Genomic DNA, 16571 nt, shown 5'->3' with positions numbered 1-16571 from the left:
AGTGCCCGGACCGCTCGAGGGTGTGCGCGTCGTCGAACTGCCCGCCATCGGACCCGTTCCCATGCTCGGCATGCTGCTGGCCGACCTGGGGGCCGAGGTGATCCGCATCGACCGGTTGTCCGGCGGCGGCGACCTCGGCTCGATCATGACGACGACCGCGATGGGACGGGGCCGGCGCTCGCTCGGACTCGACCTGCGCAAGCCCGGTGGCGCCGAGGTCGTGCTGCGACTCGTCGAGCGCGCGGACGCGCTGATCGAGGGGTTCCGTCCCGGGGTCGCCGAGCGGCTCGGCGTCGGACCGGACGAGGCGTTGGCCCGCAACCCGAAGCTGGTGTACGGCCGCATGACCGGGTGGGGGCAGCACGGCCCGCTCTCGGCCACCGCCGGGCACGACCTGACCTACCTCGCGGTCACCGGGTTGCTGCACGGCATCGGCCCGAAGGACGGCCCGCCCGTGCCGCCGGTGAACTACGTGGCCGACTTCGGCGGCGGCTCGATGTTCCTGGCCACCGGGCTGCTGGCCGGGATCCTGCACGCGCGGGCGAGCGGCGAGGGCCAGGTCGTCGACGTCGCCATGACCGAGGGCGCCGCCTACCTCGGCACGATGACCCGCGTCATGGCCGGCATGGGGGTCTGGCAGGACCGCCGCGAGGCGAACCTGCTCGACGGCGGCTCGCCGAACTACCGCTGCTACGAGACCTCGGACGGCAGGTGGGTCGCCGTCGGCGCGCTCGAACCGCAGTTCTGGGAGGCGTTGGTGACCACGCTCGGCCGCGAGGTCGAGGGCACGCCGGGTCCCTACGACCCGAAGGAGTGGAAGGCCTGCCGCGCCTGGCTCACCGAGACCTTCCTGACCCGCACCCGCGACGAGTGGGCCGAGCTGTTCGCGCCGCTCGACGCCTGCGTGGCACCGGTGCTGACGCTGGCCGAGGCGCAGGAGCACCCGCACAACGTCGCCCGCGGGTCGTTCACCGACGTGGCCGGTGCGACCGTGCCGGCGCCCGCGCCGAAGTTCTCGCGCACCCCCGGTGAGGCCGGCACGGTGCCGCGGTCCGGGGCCGACTCGGCGTCCGTGCTGGGCGAGCTCGGTTACGACGACGCCGACCTGGCGCAGCTGCGCGAGGCCGGCGCGATCGTCTGAGCCTCGGGCACGGCGTTACCGTCCAGCCATGGACTACCGGCTGGAACTGATCTGCGTGCCCGTGACCGATGTCGACGCGGCGAAGGAGTTCTACGTCGACAAGATCGGTTTCACCGCCGATCACGACGAACGTGTCGACGACAACCTGCGGTTCGTGCAGCTCACCCCGCCCGGGTCGGGATGCTCGATCTGCATCGGCGAGGGCCTGACGACGATGGCGCCTGGCTCGCTCGAGGGGCTGCAGCTCATCGTGGCCGACGCGGACGCCGCGCACGCCGAACTCAGCGCGCGCGGCGCCCCCGTCAGTGAGGTCGAGGACCTGCCCTGGGGCCGCTTCGTCTACTTCAAGGACCCCGACGGCAACGCCTGGAACGTGCAGCAGCTGACGCAGCCGTCCTGACCCGGACGCGGGTCAGAAGGTCGCCGGCTTCGACTGCGTGACCAGCCACGTGCGGAAGAACGCGTCGAGCTGCCGGCCCGACACCTTCTCGGCCAGCGCCGTGAACTGGGACGTGGTCGCGTTGCCGTAGCGGTGCTGCGACGTCCAGGTGCGCAGGAGCCGGAAGAAGTCGGCGTCGCCGATCTTCTTGCGCAGAGCGGCGAGGGTCATGCCGCCCCGCTCGTAGACCGCGGCCGAGAACATCGTGTCGCGCTTCGGATCACGGATGGACTGCTTCCAGAACGAACTGGAGGCCGGCACCTGCTGCCACTCGGCCTTGAAGTGGTCGTAGGTGTTCGCGCCGCCGATGTGCTCGCTCCAGTAGGCCGCGGCGAAGGTCGCGAAGCCCTCGTTCAGCCAGATGTCGCGCCAGGTGCGGACCGAGACGCTGTCACCGAACCACTGGTGCGCGAGCTCGTGCGCGATCGTCCCCTGATCGGCGGCGAAGCCGTAGAGCGGACGGGTCTGCGTCTCGAGCGAGAACCCGACGTCGGGCACGTCGTCGACGATGGCGCCGGTGGACGTGAACGGGTAGCGCCCGAACGTCTTCGCCCAGAAGTCGGTGATGCGGCCGGTCTGGCGGAAGATGCGGGCGACCGCTTCGCGGTGGGTCGGGTCGGTGGCCTGCAGCTGGCGGATGCCGCCCGGCGTCCTGCCGGTGCGGTAGTTCCAGTTGCCGATGTCGACGGTGGCGAGATAGGTGGCCATCGGCTTGGTCTCGCGCCACACGAACGTCGTGGAGGCCGCGCGGCGGGTCGTGGCGACCCGGTCGCCGTTGGCGACGACCTGCTTGCCCTTCGGCACGGTCACGTGGAAGGAGAACGTGGCCTTGTCGCTCGGGTGGTCGCTGCTCGGGAACCAGGTGCGCGCGCCGTTGGGCTCGTCGCCGACGAAGGACCCGTCCTTCGTGTACTGCCACCCGTAGTCGGACCCGAACACGATGGGCGAGCCCTTGATGGTCTTCGGGGTGCCCGCGTAGCGGACGCGGACGACGAAGTCGCTGCCCTTGCGCAGCCCCTGCTTCGGCGTGATGCGCAGCTCGGGACCGGGCCGGGAGAAGCGGGCGGCGCGGTCGTTCACCCGCACCGAGCTGATCTTCGGGCCGGAGTAGTCGAGGTCGAAGCGTGAGAGGTTCTGCGTCGCGCGGGCGTACACCAGCGCGGTCGCGACGAGCTTCTTCGTGCGCGGTGTGTAGTTCATGAACAGCCCGTAGTGGCGGACGTCGAACCCGCCGTTGCCGAGCAGCGGGAAGTACGGGTCGCCGATGCCGGAGGCGCCGGGCGTGTACTTGACGGCGGCGGGTGTGCGGGGCGCGGCATCGGACGGCCCGGCAGCCGCCAACCCCACCGCGAGAACCCCGGCGAGCGCTCCGGCCACGATGCCGGACGGACGAAATGTCACGTTCTGCTCCTCTTCTTCGGGTACGCACCACCTTCGCACATGCTTCTGACAGAAACACCCGGTACGGCGTCCGTAGGCTCGCGGACGTGCCGACCCAGCCCGTTCCCGCGCTGCTCGAGGCGGTGTCCGCCGTCCGCTACGTGACCCCGCTGCGCGAGGGCGGGTCGCTGCCCGGGCTCATGGAAGCCGACGACCTCGGTACCTACGTCGTCAAGTACGTCGCCGCCGGGCAGGGTCGCAAGGCGCTGGTGGCCGAGGTCGTCGCCGGTGAGCTCGCGCGGGCGCTCGGGCTGCCCGTCCCCCGCATCGTCACCGTCGAGCTCGATACGGCGCTGGCGGCGAACGAGCCCGACGAGGAGGTCCAGGAGCTGCTGCGCCGCAGCGGCGGGCGCAACCTCGGCATCGACTTCCTGCCCGGCGCGCTCGACCTGGACGTGCGCGCCTTCGACGTCGACCCCGTGCTCGCCGGACGCGTGCTGTGGTTCGACGCGTGGATCGGCAACGTCGACCGCTCGTGGCGCAACCCCAACATGCTGTTCTGGCACGGGGCGCCGTACCTGATCGACCACGGCGCCGCGCTGACGTTCCACCACCGGTGGTCCGGGGCGGACGCCGCGGTCGAGCGCACCTACGACGCCGGCGAGCACGCCCTGCTCGGCGCGCACCCCGACCTGGACGCCGCCGACCTCGCCCCGCTGGTCACCCACGACCTGCTCGCCGGCGTGACCGCGCTCGTCCCGGACGAGTGGCTGGCGGACGAACCCGGCTTCGACTCCCCCGCCGCCGTCCGTGATGCCTACGCCGACGTGCTGCTGCGCCGCGCCGCCGCGCAGGATGCCTGGCTGCCCGGCGTGCGCACGGCGGTCGCCGCCGGCGCGACGCGCCTTCCGAAGCACACGAACCGGCCCCGGTGGCTGTCGTGACCCGCGTGCCGTTCGAGTACGCGGTGCTGCGCGTGGTCCCCCGCGTCGAACGCGGCGAGTTCATCAACGCGGGCGTCGTCGTCTACTGTCGCGAGCGCGAGTTCCTCGCCGCCGCCGTGCACCTCGACGCCGACCGGTTGCACGCTCTCGACCCGTCCGCCCGAGCCGACGACATCGGGGCCGTGCTCGAGACCTACAAGGCGACCTGCAACGGCTGGAGCGACTCCCCCGCCGCCCGCGAGCAGATCGGACGGCGCTTCCGCTGGCTCACCGCCCCGCGCAGCACCGTCGTACAGCCGGGGCCCGTCCACACCGGTCTGACGGACGACCCCGCCGCCGAGACCGACCGGCTATTCCACGCCCTGGTGCGCTGAGGACCGCCGCAGCGCCGCGGCGATCAGCCGGTCGACGAGCTCGGGGTAGTCGACGCCCGTGGCCGCCCACATGCGCGGGAACATCGAGATCGGCGTGAACCCCGGCATCGTGTTGATCTCGTTCAGCACGACCCGGTCGTCGGCCGCGACGAAGAAGTCGACGCGGGCCAGGCCGGCGCAGTCGAGCGCGGTGAACGCGCGGCACGCGGCGTCCTGGATGCGCTGCGTGACGTCGTCCGACAGGTGCGCCGGCACGTCGAAGTCGCAGGCGTCGTCGAGGTACTTGGCGGCGAAGTCGTACCAGTCGTGGCCCTCGCGCAACCGGATCTCGGCGACGACGCTGGCGCGGGGCTCACCGGTCTCGTCCTCGAGCACGCCGCACTCGACCTCGCGTCCGGTGACGGCCGCCTCGACGAGCACCTTGCTGTCGTGCTCGAAGGCGGTGGCGACGGCGTCGTCGAGCTGCGACCAGTCGTCGACCCGGGTGATGCCGACGCTCGAACCGGCGCGGGCCGGCTTGACGAAGACGGGCAGACCGAGGTGGTGCAGGTCGACGGCCGACCACGGACGTCCCCTGCGCAGCACGGCGAACTCGCCGACGTCGAGGCCGGCCGCCCGCAGCAGGATCTTGGTGTACTCCTTGTCCATGCCCGCCGCGCTGGCGAACACGCCGGCGCCGACGTACGGCACGCCGGCGAGCTCGAGCAGGCCCTGGATGGTGCCGTCCTCGCCGAAGCGCCCGTGCAGGACGGGGAAGACGACGTCGACCGACCCGAGCACGTCGACGGCGGCACCCGGCTCGAGGGTCACCAGCTGCGACGAGGACGGGTCGAGCACTAGCGCGGTGCCCTTCTCGACCTCGGGCAGCGTCCGTCCGGTGATGGCGAGCGTCTCGGCGGACGCCTCGGTGAGCAGCCAGCGTCCGTCCGGGGAGATGCCGACCGGCACGACGTCGTAGCGGTCGGGGTCGAGCGCGCCGAGCACGCTGCCGGCCGACACCACCGACACGCCGTGCTCGCTGCTGCGGCCGCCGTAGACGACGGCGACGCGGATCCGTCCGGTGTTCGAGTCGAGCACGCCGCGACCCTACGGGACCGGCGTCGTCACCCCGATCTCATTGCTCGGACTTCATGGCGCGCGTCATCAGCAGCTCCATGACCTCGGACAGCGGCAGCCGCCCGAAGCACACCGCCTCGACCGCCGCCGTGATTGGCACGTCGATGTCGTGCTGCCGCGCGAGCTCGAGCACCGAACGGCACGACTTCACACCTTCGGCGACCTGGCCGTGGGTGGCCTCCTGCGCCTGCTCGAAGCTCTCGCCGCGACCGAGCCGCTCGCCGAACGTGCGGTTGCGCGACAGCGGCGAGTTGCAGGTGGCGACGAGGTCGCCGAGCCCGGCGAGCCCGGCGAACGTCAACGGGTCGGCGCCCAACCTCACCCCGAGCCGCGCCGTCTCGGCCAGACCGCGCGTGATGATCGTGGCCAGCGTGTTGTCGCCGAAGCGCATGCCCTGCGCGATGCCGCACGCGAGAGCGATGACGTTCTTGACCGCCCCGCCGAGTTCGCAGCCGACGACGTCGGTGTTGGTGTACGGACGGAAGTAGGGCGTCGAGCATCGCCGCTGCACCTCGGCGGCCCGCTGCTCGTCCGCGCAGGCGACCACCGTCGCGGTGGGATGCCGCTGCGCGATCTCGAGCGCCAGGTTGGGTCCGCTGACGACGGCGATGCGGTCGGACGGTGCCCCGGCGACCTCGCCGATCACCTCGCTCATGCGCTTCGTGGTGCCCAGCTCGACACCCTTCATCAGGCTGACGAGGGTGGCGTCGGCGGGCAGGTGCGCGCGCCAGACGGCGAGGTTCTCGCGCAGCGTCTGCGACGGCAGCGCGATCGCGACCAGGTCGGCGCCCTCGAGGGCGGCCGCGTCGTCGTGGGTGGCCCGCAGCGAGGCCGGCAGCTCGATGCCGGGCAGGTAGTCGTCGTTGCGGTGCTCGGCGGTGATGCGTTCGGCCAGCTCGGGACGCCGCGCCCACATGGTGACCTCGTTGCCGGCGTCGACCAGCACCTTCGCGAACGCAGTTCCCCAGGAGCCCGCGCCCATCACGGCGGCGCGGCTCATGCCGGCGCGCTCACGCGGCGTCGCCGGTGCGCTTCGCCTTCTTGGCGGACGTACCGCCCTCGGGCAGTCGCGGGTCGGGATCGCCGCGTTTCCAGCTGAACAACGCCCCGGTCGGGGCAGGCACGCCGCGCAGTTCGGCGACGTCGTCGCGCAGCCGCCGCACGATCGTGTCGGTCATCTCGTGCAGCAGGCGGACGGTGACCTCGCGGTCGCGGTACGCGGACAGGTCGATCGGTTCGCCGGCCGACAGCACGTGCTTGGGACGCGGCACCAGCTTGACCCGCTTGCGGTACAGGTCGAACTGCTCCTGCACGCCCCACTGCACGACCGGGATCACGGGCACGTCGGGCACGAGGGTGGCCAGCCGCGCCGCGCCGGTCTTGGCGTTCATGGGCCAACCGTCCGGGTCGCGGGTGACGGTGCCCTCGGGGTGCAGCACGAGGATGCGTCCCTCCTGCAGCGCGGCGACGGCGGACGCGAGCGACTGGCGGGCATCGGTGCTGCCGCGGTGCACGGGGATGTGGCCCATGATGCGCATGCCCCAGCCGACGGCGGGGACCTCGAAGATCGAGTCCTTGGCGAGGAAGCGCGGCGTGCGCGCGGCGTCGAGGACGAACTTGGACACGAGGAACGGATCGAGGTGCGACACGTGGTTCACCACGATGATCGCGGCGCCCCGCTGCGGGATGCGCTCGATGTGGCGGTACCGCACCCGGACCAGCGCCGAGACCGGGTAGTAGAGAACGAGCCACACGAAGCGCCAGCCCGGACCCATCGGCTCGCCGTAGCCGGGCCTGCGCAGCTTCTTCAGCCTTGCCACCGACCGTCCCCTCGCCCTCCGCCGCCACCGACGCACCTGCCGCGCCCGCCTGGCCACGGCGAGCGGCCGCACCGCTCGGCGTGTCAGTCTGCCGTATCGGCGTCCGTAAGCTCGTAACCATGCGATGGACCGTGGTCATCCCGGCCAAGTCGCTGCCCGCCGCCAAGTCACGCCTGCTGGGCGCCACCGACGGTCCCGAGGCCCACGCCCGCCTCGTCCGGGCCATCAGATCCGACACCATCGCCGCCGCGCGGGCCGCGCGGGGCGTCGCCCGCGTGCTGCTGGTCACCGACCGGGGCGAGCCGGCACCGGACGTGATCGTCCAGACGCGGCCCGGCCTGAACGAGGCGCTGCGGGAGGCCGCCGAGCACGCCGTGCAACGGTGGCCGGACGACGGGGTCGCCGCGCTCCTGGGCGACCTGCCGGCGTTGCGGCCCGACGACCTGGCCGACGCGCTCGACGCTGCGGCCCGCATCGCCTCGGGCTACGTGGCGGACGCCCAGGGCACCGGCACCACCCTGCTCACCGCCGTCCCCGGACACGAGCTGGACCCGCGCTTCGGTGCCGGGTCGGCCGCGCGCCACGCCGTGGTGGCGAGAGCGCTGCCCGCAGCGCCCGGCCTGCGTCTCGACGTCGACGAGCCCGGCGATCTCGAGCGCGCCGTGTCCGACCTCGGCGTCGGCCCGGCCACCGCGGCGGTGCATTCCCTGCGCGTCGCCAACCGTTCATCCTGCGTAGGCATGATGCGCGAATGACCCAGCACCACCCCACCGCCGGCCCGGCCGGCAACCCAGTGGAGATGTCCGCGTGAGCACCGATTCCGCCACCGCCCTCGACCCGACCGACGCCGTCCCCGGCGGTGACCTCGACGAGACGGTCGGCCACGTCGACGACCTGCCCGACGACCGCTTCAGCAACCGGGAGCTGTCGTGGCTGGCGTTCAACCGCCGCGTGCTGGCCCTGGCCGAGGACAGGTCGCAGCCGCTGCTCGAGCGGTTGAAGTTCCTCGCGATCTTCGCCAACAACCTCGACGAGTTCTACATGGTGCGCATCGCCGGGTTGAAGCGTCGTGCCGACATGGGCCTGCAGGTGCAGTCGGCCGACGGCCTCTCGCCGCGCGAGGTGCTCGCGCAGCTGGCCGAGCGCACCCGTGAGCTGGTCGAACGGCACGCGCTGTGCTTCCGCGACGACGTCGCGCCCGCGCTCGAGGGCGAGGGCATCCACATCCGGCGCTGGGACGACCTGGACGACGAGGAGCGCCGTCGGCTGGCCGACTACTTCCAGTCGAAGGTGTTCCCGGTGCTGACGCCGCTGGCCGTCGACCCGTCGCACCCGTTCCCGTACATCTCCGGCCTGTCGCTGAACCTCGCGGTGATCGTGCGCGAGCCGGACGAGAAGGTGCAGCGCTTCGCGCGCGTCAAGGTGCCCAACAACGTGCCGCGGTTCGTGGTCGTCTCGCAGAGCTCGGTCGAGGCCGAGTTCCTGCCGCTCGAGGACCTCATCGCCGCGCACCTGCCGACACTGTTCCCCGGCATGGACGTCGTCGAGCACCACGTCTTCCGGGTCACCCGCAACGCCGACTTCCAGGTCGAGGAGGACCGCGACGAGGACCTCCTGCAGGCCCTCGAGCGCGAGCTGATGCGCCGCCGGTTCGGCCCGGCCGTCCGTCTCGAGGTCACCGACGACATCGACGACGAGGTCGTCGAGCTGCTCGCCAGCGAGATCGACGTCGACAAGGACGACATCATCCGGGTACCGGGGCTGCTGGACCTCGGATCGCTGTTCCAGGTCTACGACATCGACCGGCCCGCGCTGAAGGAACGGCCGTTCGTCCCCACCACCAACCCCCGCTTCGCCGAGGGCGAGACGCCGAAGTCGGTCTTCGCCACGCTTCGCGACGGGGACGTGCTCGTGCACCACCCCTACGAGTCGTTCGCCACGAGCACGCAGCGCTTCATCGAGCAGGCGGCCGCCGACCCGCGGGTGCTCGCCATCAAGCAGACGCTGTACCGCACCTCCGGTGACTCACCGATCGTCGACGCGCTCATCGACGCCGCCGAGGCGGGCAAGCAGGTGGTGGCGCTCGTCGAGATCAAGGCGCGCTTCGACGAACAGGCCAACATCAAATGGGCGCGGGCACTGGAGCGTGCCGGCTGCCACGTCGTCTACGGGTTCGTCGGCCTCAAGACCCACTGCAAGACCGCGCTCGTGGTGAGGCAGGAGGGCAACCAGATCAAGCGCTACGCGCACGTCGGCACGGGCAACTACAACCCGAAGACGGCGCGCATGTACGAGGACCTCGGGCTGTTCACCGCCGACGAGGACATCTGCGCCGACCTGACCGACCTGTTCAACGTGCTCACCGGGTACTCGCGTCAGACGTCGTACCGCTCGCTGCTCGTCGCGCCGCAGGGCATCCGCGCCGGACTCATCGACCGCATCGAGCGCGAGATCGAGTACGCGCAGCAGGGCAAGGACGCGCTGATCCGCTTCAAGACCAACCACCTGGTCGACGAGCAGACCATCGACGCCCTCTACCGCGCTGCCCGTGCCGGGGTGCGTGTCGAACTGCTGGTACGCACGTTCTGCACGATCCGCGCCGGGGTGCCGGGGTTGTCCGACAACATCGTCGTGCGTTCGATCCTCGGACGGTTCCTCGAGCACTCGCGCGTCTACCAGTTCGGCGGCGACGGCGTGCCGGAGTACTGGATGGGCTCGGCCGACATGATGCACCGCAACCTCGACCGTCGCGTCGAAGTGCTCGTGCAGGTCACCGACAAGGCGGCCGTGGCGCATCTGCAGACGTGTCTGGACGCCGCCTTCGACGCCGACACCAAGGCGTGGACGCTGCAGGCCGACGGCACCTGGTCGCAGCCGAGCGACGCGCACCACGACTTCCAGGAGTTGTTGATGAAGCGGCTCGCCGCGCGGGGTGAGTGACCGCGTGCCCAGGGTGAGGGCCGCGGGCGGCGTCGTCTGGCGCGTCGGGAAGTCGGACGGCGGCGCCCGCCGGATCGAGGTCGCGCTGGTGCACCGTCCGCGCTACGACGACTGGTCCCTGCCGAAGGGCAAGCTCGAGAAGCGGGAGTCGGAGTTCGACGCGGCCGTCCGTGAGGTGGGCGAGGAACTCGGCGCGACCGTCGCGATGTCACGCCGGCTGCGGCGCATCGCCTACCGCTACGGCACGGGCGACGAGGCGGTCGACAAGACGGTCGCGTTCTGGCTGATGCGTTACGTCGGCGGCGAATTCGTACCCAACGACGAGGTGGACGAGGTGGCGTGGCTACCGCCCGAGGACGCTGCCGCCCGGCTGAGCCACGACGTCGAACGCGAGGTGCTCGACGAGTTCGGCGCGTTGCCGCTGCCCGAGTCGCACGTCGTGGTCGTGCGGCATGCCAAGGCGGGCAAGCGCAGCGAGTGGCACGGCGACGACGCGCAGCGTCCGCTCGACGCAACCGGCGTCGCGCAGGCCGACCGTCTCGTCGCCTTCGTCTCGGCATTCGCTCCCGACCGCATCGTCTCCGCAGCACCGGTGCGGTGCGTGCAGACGGTCACCCCCTTGGCGCGCCGCCTCGGGCTGGAGGTCGTCGTCGACCCGCGGTTCTCGGACGACGACTACGTGACCGCCCCGGCCGAGGCCGAGGCGGGGCTGCTCGCGCTGGCAGTACCCGGTCGGACGGCCGTCGTCGCCAGCCAGGGCACGACCATTCCGGGTCTGGTGTCGGCGCTGCATCCTGCTTCGGCACCCGCCGCCACGAAGAAGGGAGCGGTGTGGGTGCTGGGCGTCGTCGACGGCACCGTCATCAGCGCCGACTACTACCCGGACGCAGGCCGAGCGTAGAGCGAGCGTGCGGCCCGAGCACGACGAAGGGCGCCCCACCTCACGGTGGGGCGCCCTTCGTAATGCGAGGACTACGAGCGCTTCGCGGGCGCCTTCTTCGCGGTCTTCTTGGCCACCTTCTTGGCGGGGGCCTTCTTGGCCGCCGCCTTCTTCGCCGGGGCCTTGGCCGCCGCCTTCTTCGCGGGGGCCTTCTTCGCGGCCGCCTTGGTGGCCGGAGCCTTCTTCGCCGCCGCCTTCTTCGCGGGGGCCTTCTTCGCCGCCGTCCTGGTGGCGGGCGCCTTCTTCGCGGCGGTCTTCTTCGCCGCGGTCGCCTGCTTGGCCGCGGTCTTCTTCGCCGCGGTCGTCTTCTTGGCCGCGGTCTTCTTCGCGGTGGCGGCGGTCTTCTTCGCCGTCTTCGCCGGCGCCTTGGCGGCGGAGGCCGCGCGCTGCAGCGCCTTCTTCGCCGGGGTGGCCTTCTTCGCCGGGCTCTTCTTGGCGGCCTTGCGGGCCGCCTTGGCGATCGTGCCCGGCGCCCCCTTGACCGCGTCGACGGCCTCGGAGACGGCGTCCCTGGCGTCGGACACGGCGTCGGACACGCGCTCCTGCGTCTGGTGGAGCGCCGACTGCGCTCCCTGGACGGCGGACGCGGCGCGGGCCGGGGCCTCGCGCACCGACTCGCGGGCCCGGGCGACCGCTGCCTGCGTGCGCTCGGCGCGCTCGCGCATGACGTCGGACGCGCCGGCGGCGACCTGCTTGAACTCGCTGCCCGGACGGAACACCGGGACGCGCGACGCCGCGACGCTGACCTGCTCGCCGGTGGCGGGGTTGCGCGCGGTGCGGGCGGCGCGGTCGCGCCGCTCGAACTTGCCGAAGCCGCTGATCGCGACCTCCTCGCCGCGGGCGATGACGGCGTAGACGCTGTCGATCACCGCGTCGAGGGCGGCGGCCGCACGCTTCTTGTCACCATCGAGTCGCTCGGCGAGCTGATCGATGAATTGAGCCTTGTTGGGCACTCGTCCTCCAGGGACCTCTCGCAAAACGCGCTGCACGCCTGCGGCGCAACGACAACTGTTGACGCAGGATCACGCTATTCCGTATGCGCGTTCGTGCCAACGCAAACAGCCTGTGTCGCGCCGAAAAAATGCTCGAGATCTCCGTCGGGACGGTCGATCAGCCCGTTGCGGTGGGCAACCAGGACGCTCGACGTGCCTCGAACGCCTCGATCGCGTCGACGTGTTGCGAGGTCAGGCCGATGTCGTCGAGGCCCTCGAGCAGACGCCATCGCGAGTAGTCGTCGAGTTGGAACTCGTGCAACTCACCCGACCAGCTGACCGTGCGCTCCTGCAGATCGACGGTGACCTGCGTGGTCGGGTCGGCCTCGATGTCGTCCCACAACCGCTGCACGATCTTCTCCGGCAGCTGCACGGTGAGCAGCCCGGACTTCAGCGAGTTGCCGCGGAAGATGTCGGCGAAGCGCGGCGAGATGACCACCTTGAAGCCGTAGTCGGTCAGCGCCCACACGGCGTGCTCGCGCGAGCTGCCGGTGCCGAAGTCCGGTCCGGCCACGAGGATCGTGGCGCCCTCGTACTCCGGACGGTTGAGCACGAAGTCGGGCTCGTTGGTGCGCCAGGCGCTGAACAGGCCGTCCTCGAAGCCGGTGCGCGCCACCCGCTTGAGGTACACCGCCGGGATGATCTGGTCGGTGTCGACGTTGGTGCGGCGCAGCGGGACGGCGGTGCCGGTGTGGCTCGTGAACTTGTCCATGTCGCGCTCCTCCTACAGGTCCGCGGGTGCGGTGAGACGGCCGGTGACGGCGGTCGCCGCCGCGACGAGCGGCGAGACCAGGTGGGTGCGGCCGCCCTTGCCCTGCCGGCCCTCGAAGTTGCGGTTCGACGTCGACGCGCTGCGCTCGCCCGGTGCCAGCTGGTCGGGGTTCATGCCGAGGCACATCGAGCAGCCGGCCTGGCGCCAGTCGGCGCCCGCTTCGGTGAAGATGCGGTCGAGACCCTCCTGCTCGGCCTGCTTGCGCACCCGCATCGAACCGGGAACCACGAGCACGCGGACGCCCTCGGCGACCTTGCGGCCCTCGAGGATTTTCGCCGCGGCGCGCAAATCCTCGATGCGGCCGTTGGTGCACGAGCCCACGAAGACGGTGTCGACGGCGATGTCGCGCAGCGGGGTGCCGGCGGTCAACCCCATGTACGACAGCGCCTTCTCGGCGGCCAGCCGGTCGCCGTCGTCCTCGAAGTCGGACGGGTCGGGAACGGTCGCCGACAACGGCGCACCCTGGCCCGGGTTGGTGCCCCAGGTGACGAACGGCGTGATGTCGCCGGCGTCGAGCACGACCTCGGCGTCGAACTCGGCGTCGTCGTCGGTGCGCAGGCTGCGCCAGTACTCCACCGCGGCGTCCCAGTCGTCGCCCTTCGGCGCGTGGTCGCGTCCCTTGACGTACTCGAACGTGGTGTCGTCGGGCGCGATCATGCCGCAGCGCGCGCCCCACTCGATGCTCATGTTGCAGACCGTCATGCGGCCTTCCATCGTCATGGCCTCGAAGACGTCGCCGCGGTACTCGACCATGTAGCCCTGACCGCCACCGGTTCCCGTCTTCGCGATGACGGCCAGGATCACGTCTTTGGGGGTGACACCCTCGGCGAGCGTGCCGTTCACCGTCACCGCCATCGTCCTCGGACGGTCCATGGGCAGCGTCTGCGTCGCGAGCACGTGTTCGACCTGGCTGGTGCCGATGCCGAACGCGATCGAGCCGAATGCGCCGTGCGTCGACGTGTGGGAGTCGCCGCAGACCAACGTCATGCCCGGCTGGGTGATGCCCAGCTGGGGTCCGACGACGTGCACGATGCCCTGCTCGTCGTGGCCCATCGGGTAGATGCGGACGCCGAACTCCTCGCAGTTGCTGCGCAGCGTCTCGATCTGCGTGCGGCTCGTGTCGTCCTTGATCGACGACGTGCCGACGAGCGGGAGGGTGTAGTCGGTCGGGGTGTTGTGGTCCTCGGTGGCGAGGGTCAGGTCGGGACGACGCACCGGTCGCCCCTCGAGCCGGAGGCCTTCGAACGCCTGCGGGCTCGTGACCTCGTGCACCAGGTGCATGTCGATGTAGAGCAGGTCGGGTTCGCCGGCCGCCGAGCGCACCACGTGGCTGTCCCAGACCTTCTCCGCGAGCGTCCTGCCCATCACGCCTCCACGTTTGCGGTCCCAACATGTGAGACCTTAGTATCGCTGTGTGGGACAGCCTAACAGCGAGCAGCCGCAGAGCGGTATCGGTGTCGTCGACAAGGCGGTCGCCATCCTCGCCGCGGTGGCCGAAGCGCCGCGGTCGCTCGCCGATCTGGTGGCCGCGACCGGGCTCCCCCGCGCCACCGCCCACCGCCTCGCGGTCGCCCTCGAGGTGCACCGACTGATCGCCCGCGACCCGGACGGACGGTTCGTCCCGGGAGCGCGCGTCGGCGAGTTCGCGGCGGGCCTTCCCGACCCGGTCGTCTCGGCGGCGTCGCCGGTGCTGGCGTGGTTGCGCGACGAGAGCGGCGAGAGCGCCCAACTCTACCGGCGCGACGGTGCCGAGCGGGTGTGCGTGGCGGCTGCCGAGCGCGCCCACGGCCTGCGCACGACCGTCCCCGTCGGCGCCCGGTTGCCACTGTCGGCGGGCTCCGGCGCGCAGGTGCTGTGCGCCTGGAGCGACCCGGCGTCGTTGCGGGACGTCGCCGAGCGGGTGTCGTTCACGCCCCGCGGCCTCGCGGAGTTACGCCGCCGCGGGTGGGCGCAGTCGATCGGCCAGCGCGAGGCGGGAGTGGCGTCCGTGTCGGCGCCGGTGTTCTCGCCCGAGGGCGAGCTGCTGGGCGCGCTGTCGGTGTCGGGGCCCATCGAACGGCTCGGCCGCTCCCCCGGCCAGCGCCTCGGCCCCCTGCTCGTGGCCGGTGCGCGCCGCCTCACCGAGTCGCTGCGCACACCCACCTGACGCCTTCCCCCACCCGGGAACGCGGCTACCAGTTGGTGGCGACGTAGGTGGTCTCGAGGTACTCGTCGATGCCCTCGAACCCGCCCTCACGGCCGAGACCCGACTGCTTCATGCCGCCGAACGGCGCGGCCGGGTCGGACACCAGGCCGCGGTTGAGCCCGACCATGCCGACCTCGAGCCGCTCCGAGACCCGCAGCCCGCGAGCGAGGTCGCCGGTGTAGACGTACCCGGTCAGCCCCATCTCGGTCGAGTTCGCGTACGTGACCGCGTCGTCCTCGTCGGTGAACGTGATGAGGGACGCGACCGGCCCGAAGACCTCCTCGGTCGCGACCACGGCGTCGCGCGGCACGTCGGTGAGCACGGTCGCCTCGTAGAAGAACCCGTCCTCCTCGGGCGCGCGACCGCCGAGCAGCACCGTGGCGCCGGCGTCGACCGCCTGCTGCACCTTGGCGGCGATGCCGTCACGCTGCTTGGCGTTGACCATCGGCCCGAGCTTGGTCTTCTCGTCCGTGCCGGGGCCGTGTCCGAGTTCGGCCATCTTCGCCGTCAGCTTGTCGGCGAACTCGGTCGCGACCGACTCGGCGACCAGGATGCGGTTCGCGGCGGTGCAGGCCTGGCCGCCGTTGCGCATCTTCGCGAGCATGGCGCCCTCGACGGCGGCGTCGAGGTCGGCGTCCTCGAACACGAGGAACGGGGCGTTGCCGCCGAGTTCCATCGAGGAGTCGACGATGCGGTCGGCAGCCTGGCGCAGCAGCAGCGCCCCGACACCGGTCGAGCCGGTGAACGACATCTTGCGCACGCGCGGGTCGGCCAGCGCGTGCTCGACGAGCGGGCCCGGCTTGTCGTGCGTGACGACGTTGACCACGCCGGCGGGAGCGCCCGCGTCCGTCAGCAGCTGCGCGAGGGCGAGCGCGGTGAGCGGGGTGTCCTCGGCGGGCTTGAGGACGACGGTGCAGCCGGCGGCGAGGGCCGGGCCGAGCTTGCGGGTCGCCATCGCGGCGGGGAAGTTCCACGGCGTCAGCAACAGAGCCACGCCGATCGGCTTCTTGAAGGTCAGGATGCGGTTGGCACCGGACGGCGCCATGCGCACCTCGCCGCCGACGCGGACGGCCTCCTCGGAGTACCAGCGGAAGAACTCCGCGGCGTAGGTGACCTCGCCGCGGGCGTCCGTCAGCGACTTGCCCATCTCGAGCGACATCAGGTACGCGAGCTCGTCCGAGCGCGCGACCATCAGCTCGAAGGCCTTGCGCAGCACTTCACCGCGTTCGCGCGGCGCCTTCGCGGCCCACTGCGGTTGCGCGGCCGCGGCGGCGTCGATCGCCGCGTCGACGTCGGTGGACGACGCCTTGGCCACGGCCGCGATCACCGACCCGGTGGACGGGTCGAGCACGTCGAACGTGCCCTCCGCGCCGTCGCGCCAGTCGCCGCCGATGTAGAGCTGGGTGGGGGTGCCCTCGGGAAGTCCGCCGCTCATGTGTGCCGCCTCTCGTCTCGGTCCCAGTGTCGCGCCCGGCAGCGGGGACGGACGTAACGGGTCCCCCGGCGCCCGCATTCCGTGTCGCCTCTT

The 16571-nt window shown here is 71.6% G+C and carries 16 protein-coding genes; 8 read left to right on the top strand and 8 right to left on the bottom strand.

Translation table 11 applies throughout. From position 1 onward, the window contains the following. The first annotated feature begins 1 nt into the window (after position 1). Both ACYVP9_RS13250 and ACYVP9_RS13245 read left to right on the top strand, forming a co-directional pair. Positions 2 to 1141 carry a CaiB/BaiF CoA transferase family protein gene (locus tag ACYVP9_RS13250; RefSeq protein ID WP_460605342.1) on the top strand — a complete coding sequence of 380 codons (1140 nt, stop codon included), beginning with the start codon at positions 2 to 4 and terminating at the stop codon, positions 1139 to 1141. A gap of 28 nt (positions 1142 to 1169) precedes the next feature. After that, complete coding sequence (locus ACYVP9_RS13245; RefSeq protein WP_460605341.1) at positions 1170 to 1541, top strand: VOC family protein; 372 nt, start codon at positions 1170 to 1172, stop codon at positions 1539 to 1541. Between the two features lie 12 nt (positions 1542 to 1553). Here the strand turns inward: ACYVP9_RS13245 and ACYVP9_RS13240 are convergent, their stop codons facing one another. Further along, positions 1554 to 2981: a M1 family metallopeptidase gene (locus ACYVP9_RS13240; RefSeq protein WP_460605340.1), complete on the bottom strand. Its 1428-nt coding sequence runs from the start codon at positions 2979 to 2981 to the stop codon at positions 1554 to 1556. 110 nt (positions 2982 to 3091) lie between these two features. Between ACYVP9_RS13240 and ACYVP9_RS13235 the strand changes: the two genes are divergently transcribed. Together ACYVP9_RS13235 and ACYVP9_RS13230 are read left to right on the top strand one after the other, a co-directional pair. Then, the gene (locus tag ACYVP9_RS13235) at positions 3092 to 3904 is read left to right on the top strand and encodes a HipA family kinase (RefSeq protein ID WP_460605531.1); all 813 of its coding nucleotides are present in this window, start codon (positions 3092 to 3094) and stop codon (positions 3902 to 3904) included. After that, on the top strand, positions 3901 to 4278 hold the full coding sequence (locus ACYVP9_RS13230; protein ID WP_460605339.1) for a DUF3037 domain-containing protein: 378 nt from the start codon (positions 3901 to 3903) through the stop codon (positions 4276 to 4278). The genes ACYVP9_RS13235 and ACYVP9_RS13230 overlap by 4 nt, the downstream gene beginning before the upstream one ends. Here the strand turns inward: ACYVP9_RS13230 and ACYVP9_RS13225 are convergent. From ACYVP9_RS13225 to ACYVP9_RS13215, 3 genes are read right to left on the bottom strand one after another with little or no spacing between them, the layout of a single operon-like run. Then, positions 4255 to 5355, bottom strand: coding sequence for a D-alanine--D-alanine ligase family protein (locus tag ACYVP9_RS13225; protein WP_460605338.1), 1101 nt, complete (start codon positions 5353 to 5355; stop codon positions 4255 to 4257). The two genes, ACYVP9_RS13230 and ACYVP9_RS13225, sit on opposite strands and share 24 nt — an antisense overlap. Positions 5356 to 5392: 37 nt before the next feature. After that, on the bottom strand, positions 5393 to 6394 hold the full coding sequence (locus ACYVP9_RS13220; RefSeq protein ID WP_460605337.1) for an NAD(P)H-dependent glycerol-3-phosphate dehydrogenase: 1002 nt from the start codon (positions 6392 to 6394) through the stop codon (positions 5393 to 5395). 10 nt (positions 6395 to 6404) lie between these two features. Continuing rightward, on the bottom strand, positions 6405 to 7214 hold the full coding sequence (locus ACYVP9_RS13215) for a lysophospholipid acyltransferase family protein (protein ID WP_460605336.1): 810 nt from the start codon (positions 7212 to 7214) through the stop codon (positions 6405 to 6407). Between the two features lie 119 nt (positions 7215 to 7333). On the opposite strand from ACYVP9_RS13215, the gene cofC reads away from it, so the two are divergent. The 3 genes from cofC to ACYVP9_RS13200 are packed head-to-tail and all read left to right on the top strand — an operon-like array spanning position 7334 to position 11055. Next, complete coding sequence (gene cofC, locus ACYVP9_RS13210) at positions 7334 to 7969, top strand: 2-phospho-L-lactate guanylyltransferase (protein WP_460605335.1); 636 nt, start codon at positions 7334 to 7336, stop codon at positions 7967 to 7969. Between the two features lie 52 nt (positions 7970 to 8021). Continuing rightward, positions 8022 to 10154, top strand: a complete 2133-nt coding sequence (locus tag ACYVP9_RS13205; RefSeq protein WP_460605334.1) for a polyphosphate kinase — start codon at positions 8022 to 8024, stop codon at positions 10152 to 10154. 4 nt (positions 10155 to 10158) lie between these two features. After that, positions 10159 to 11055, top strand: coding sequence for an NUDIX hydrolase (locus ACYVP9_RS13200; protein ID WP_460605333.1), 897 nt, complete (start codon positions 10159 to 10161; stop codon positions 11053 to 11055). Positions 11056 to 11126: 71 nt separating this feature from the next. Here the strand turns inward: ACYVP9_RS13200 and ACYVP9_RS13195 are convergent, their stop codons facing one another. The 3 genes from ACYVP9_RS13195 to leuC form a co-directional block, all read right to left on the bottom strand. Next, positions 11127 to 12047, bottom strand: a complete 921-nt coding sequence (locus ACYVP9_RS13195) for an HU family DNA-binding protein (RefSeq protein ID WP_460605332.1) — start codon at positions 12045 to 12047, stop codon at positions 11127 to 11129. Positions 12048 to 12204: 157 nt separating this feature from the next. Then, positions 12205 to 12798, bottom strand: a complete 594-nt coding sequence (leuD, locus tag ACYVP9_RS13190; protein WP_460605331.1) for a 3-isopropylmalate dehydratase small subunit — start codon at positions 12796 to 12798, stop codon at positions 12205 to 12207. Positions 12799 to 12810: 12 nt separating this feature from the next. After that, on the bottom strand, positions 12811 to 14223 hold the full coding sequence (gene leuC, locus ACYVP9_RS13185; protein WP_460605330.1) for a 3-isopropylmalate dehydratase large subunit: 1413 nt from the start codon (positions 14221 to 14223) through the stop codon (positions 12811 to 12813). A gap of 49 nt (positions 14224 to 14272) precedes the next feature. On the opposite strand from leuC, the gene ACYVP9_RS13180 reads away from it, so the two are divergent. Beyond that, a complete protein-coding gene (locus ACYVP9_RS13180) occupies positions 14273 to 15004 on the top strand; it encodes an IclR family transcriptional regulator (protein ID WP_460605329.1) in 732 nt (243 codons plus the stop codon). A 25-nt stretch (positions 15005 to 15029) separates the two neighbouring features. Here ACYVP9_RS13180 and ACYVP9_RS13175 read toward each other — a convergent pair whose 3' ends face one another. Continuing rightward, positions 15030 to 16478 carry an NAD-dependent succinate-semialdehyde dehydrogenase gene (locus tag ACYVP9_RS13175; RefSeq protein ID WP_460605328.1) on the bottom strand — a complete coding sequence of 483 codons (1449 nt, stop codon included), beginning with the start codon at positions 16476 to 16478 and terminating at the stop codon, positions 15030 to 15032. Between the last annotated feature and the right edge of the window lie 93 nt (positions 16479 to 16571).

The organism is Jatrophihabitans fulvus, assembly GCF_054781375.1.
Note: the sequence above shows the minus strand (reverse complement) of the source record. Positions and strands in the feature narration are given on the sequence as shown.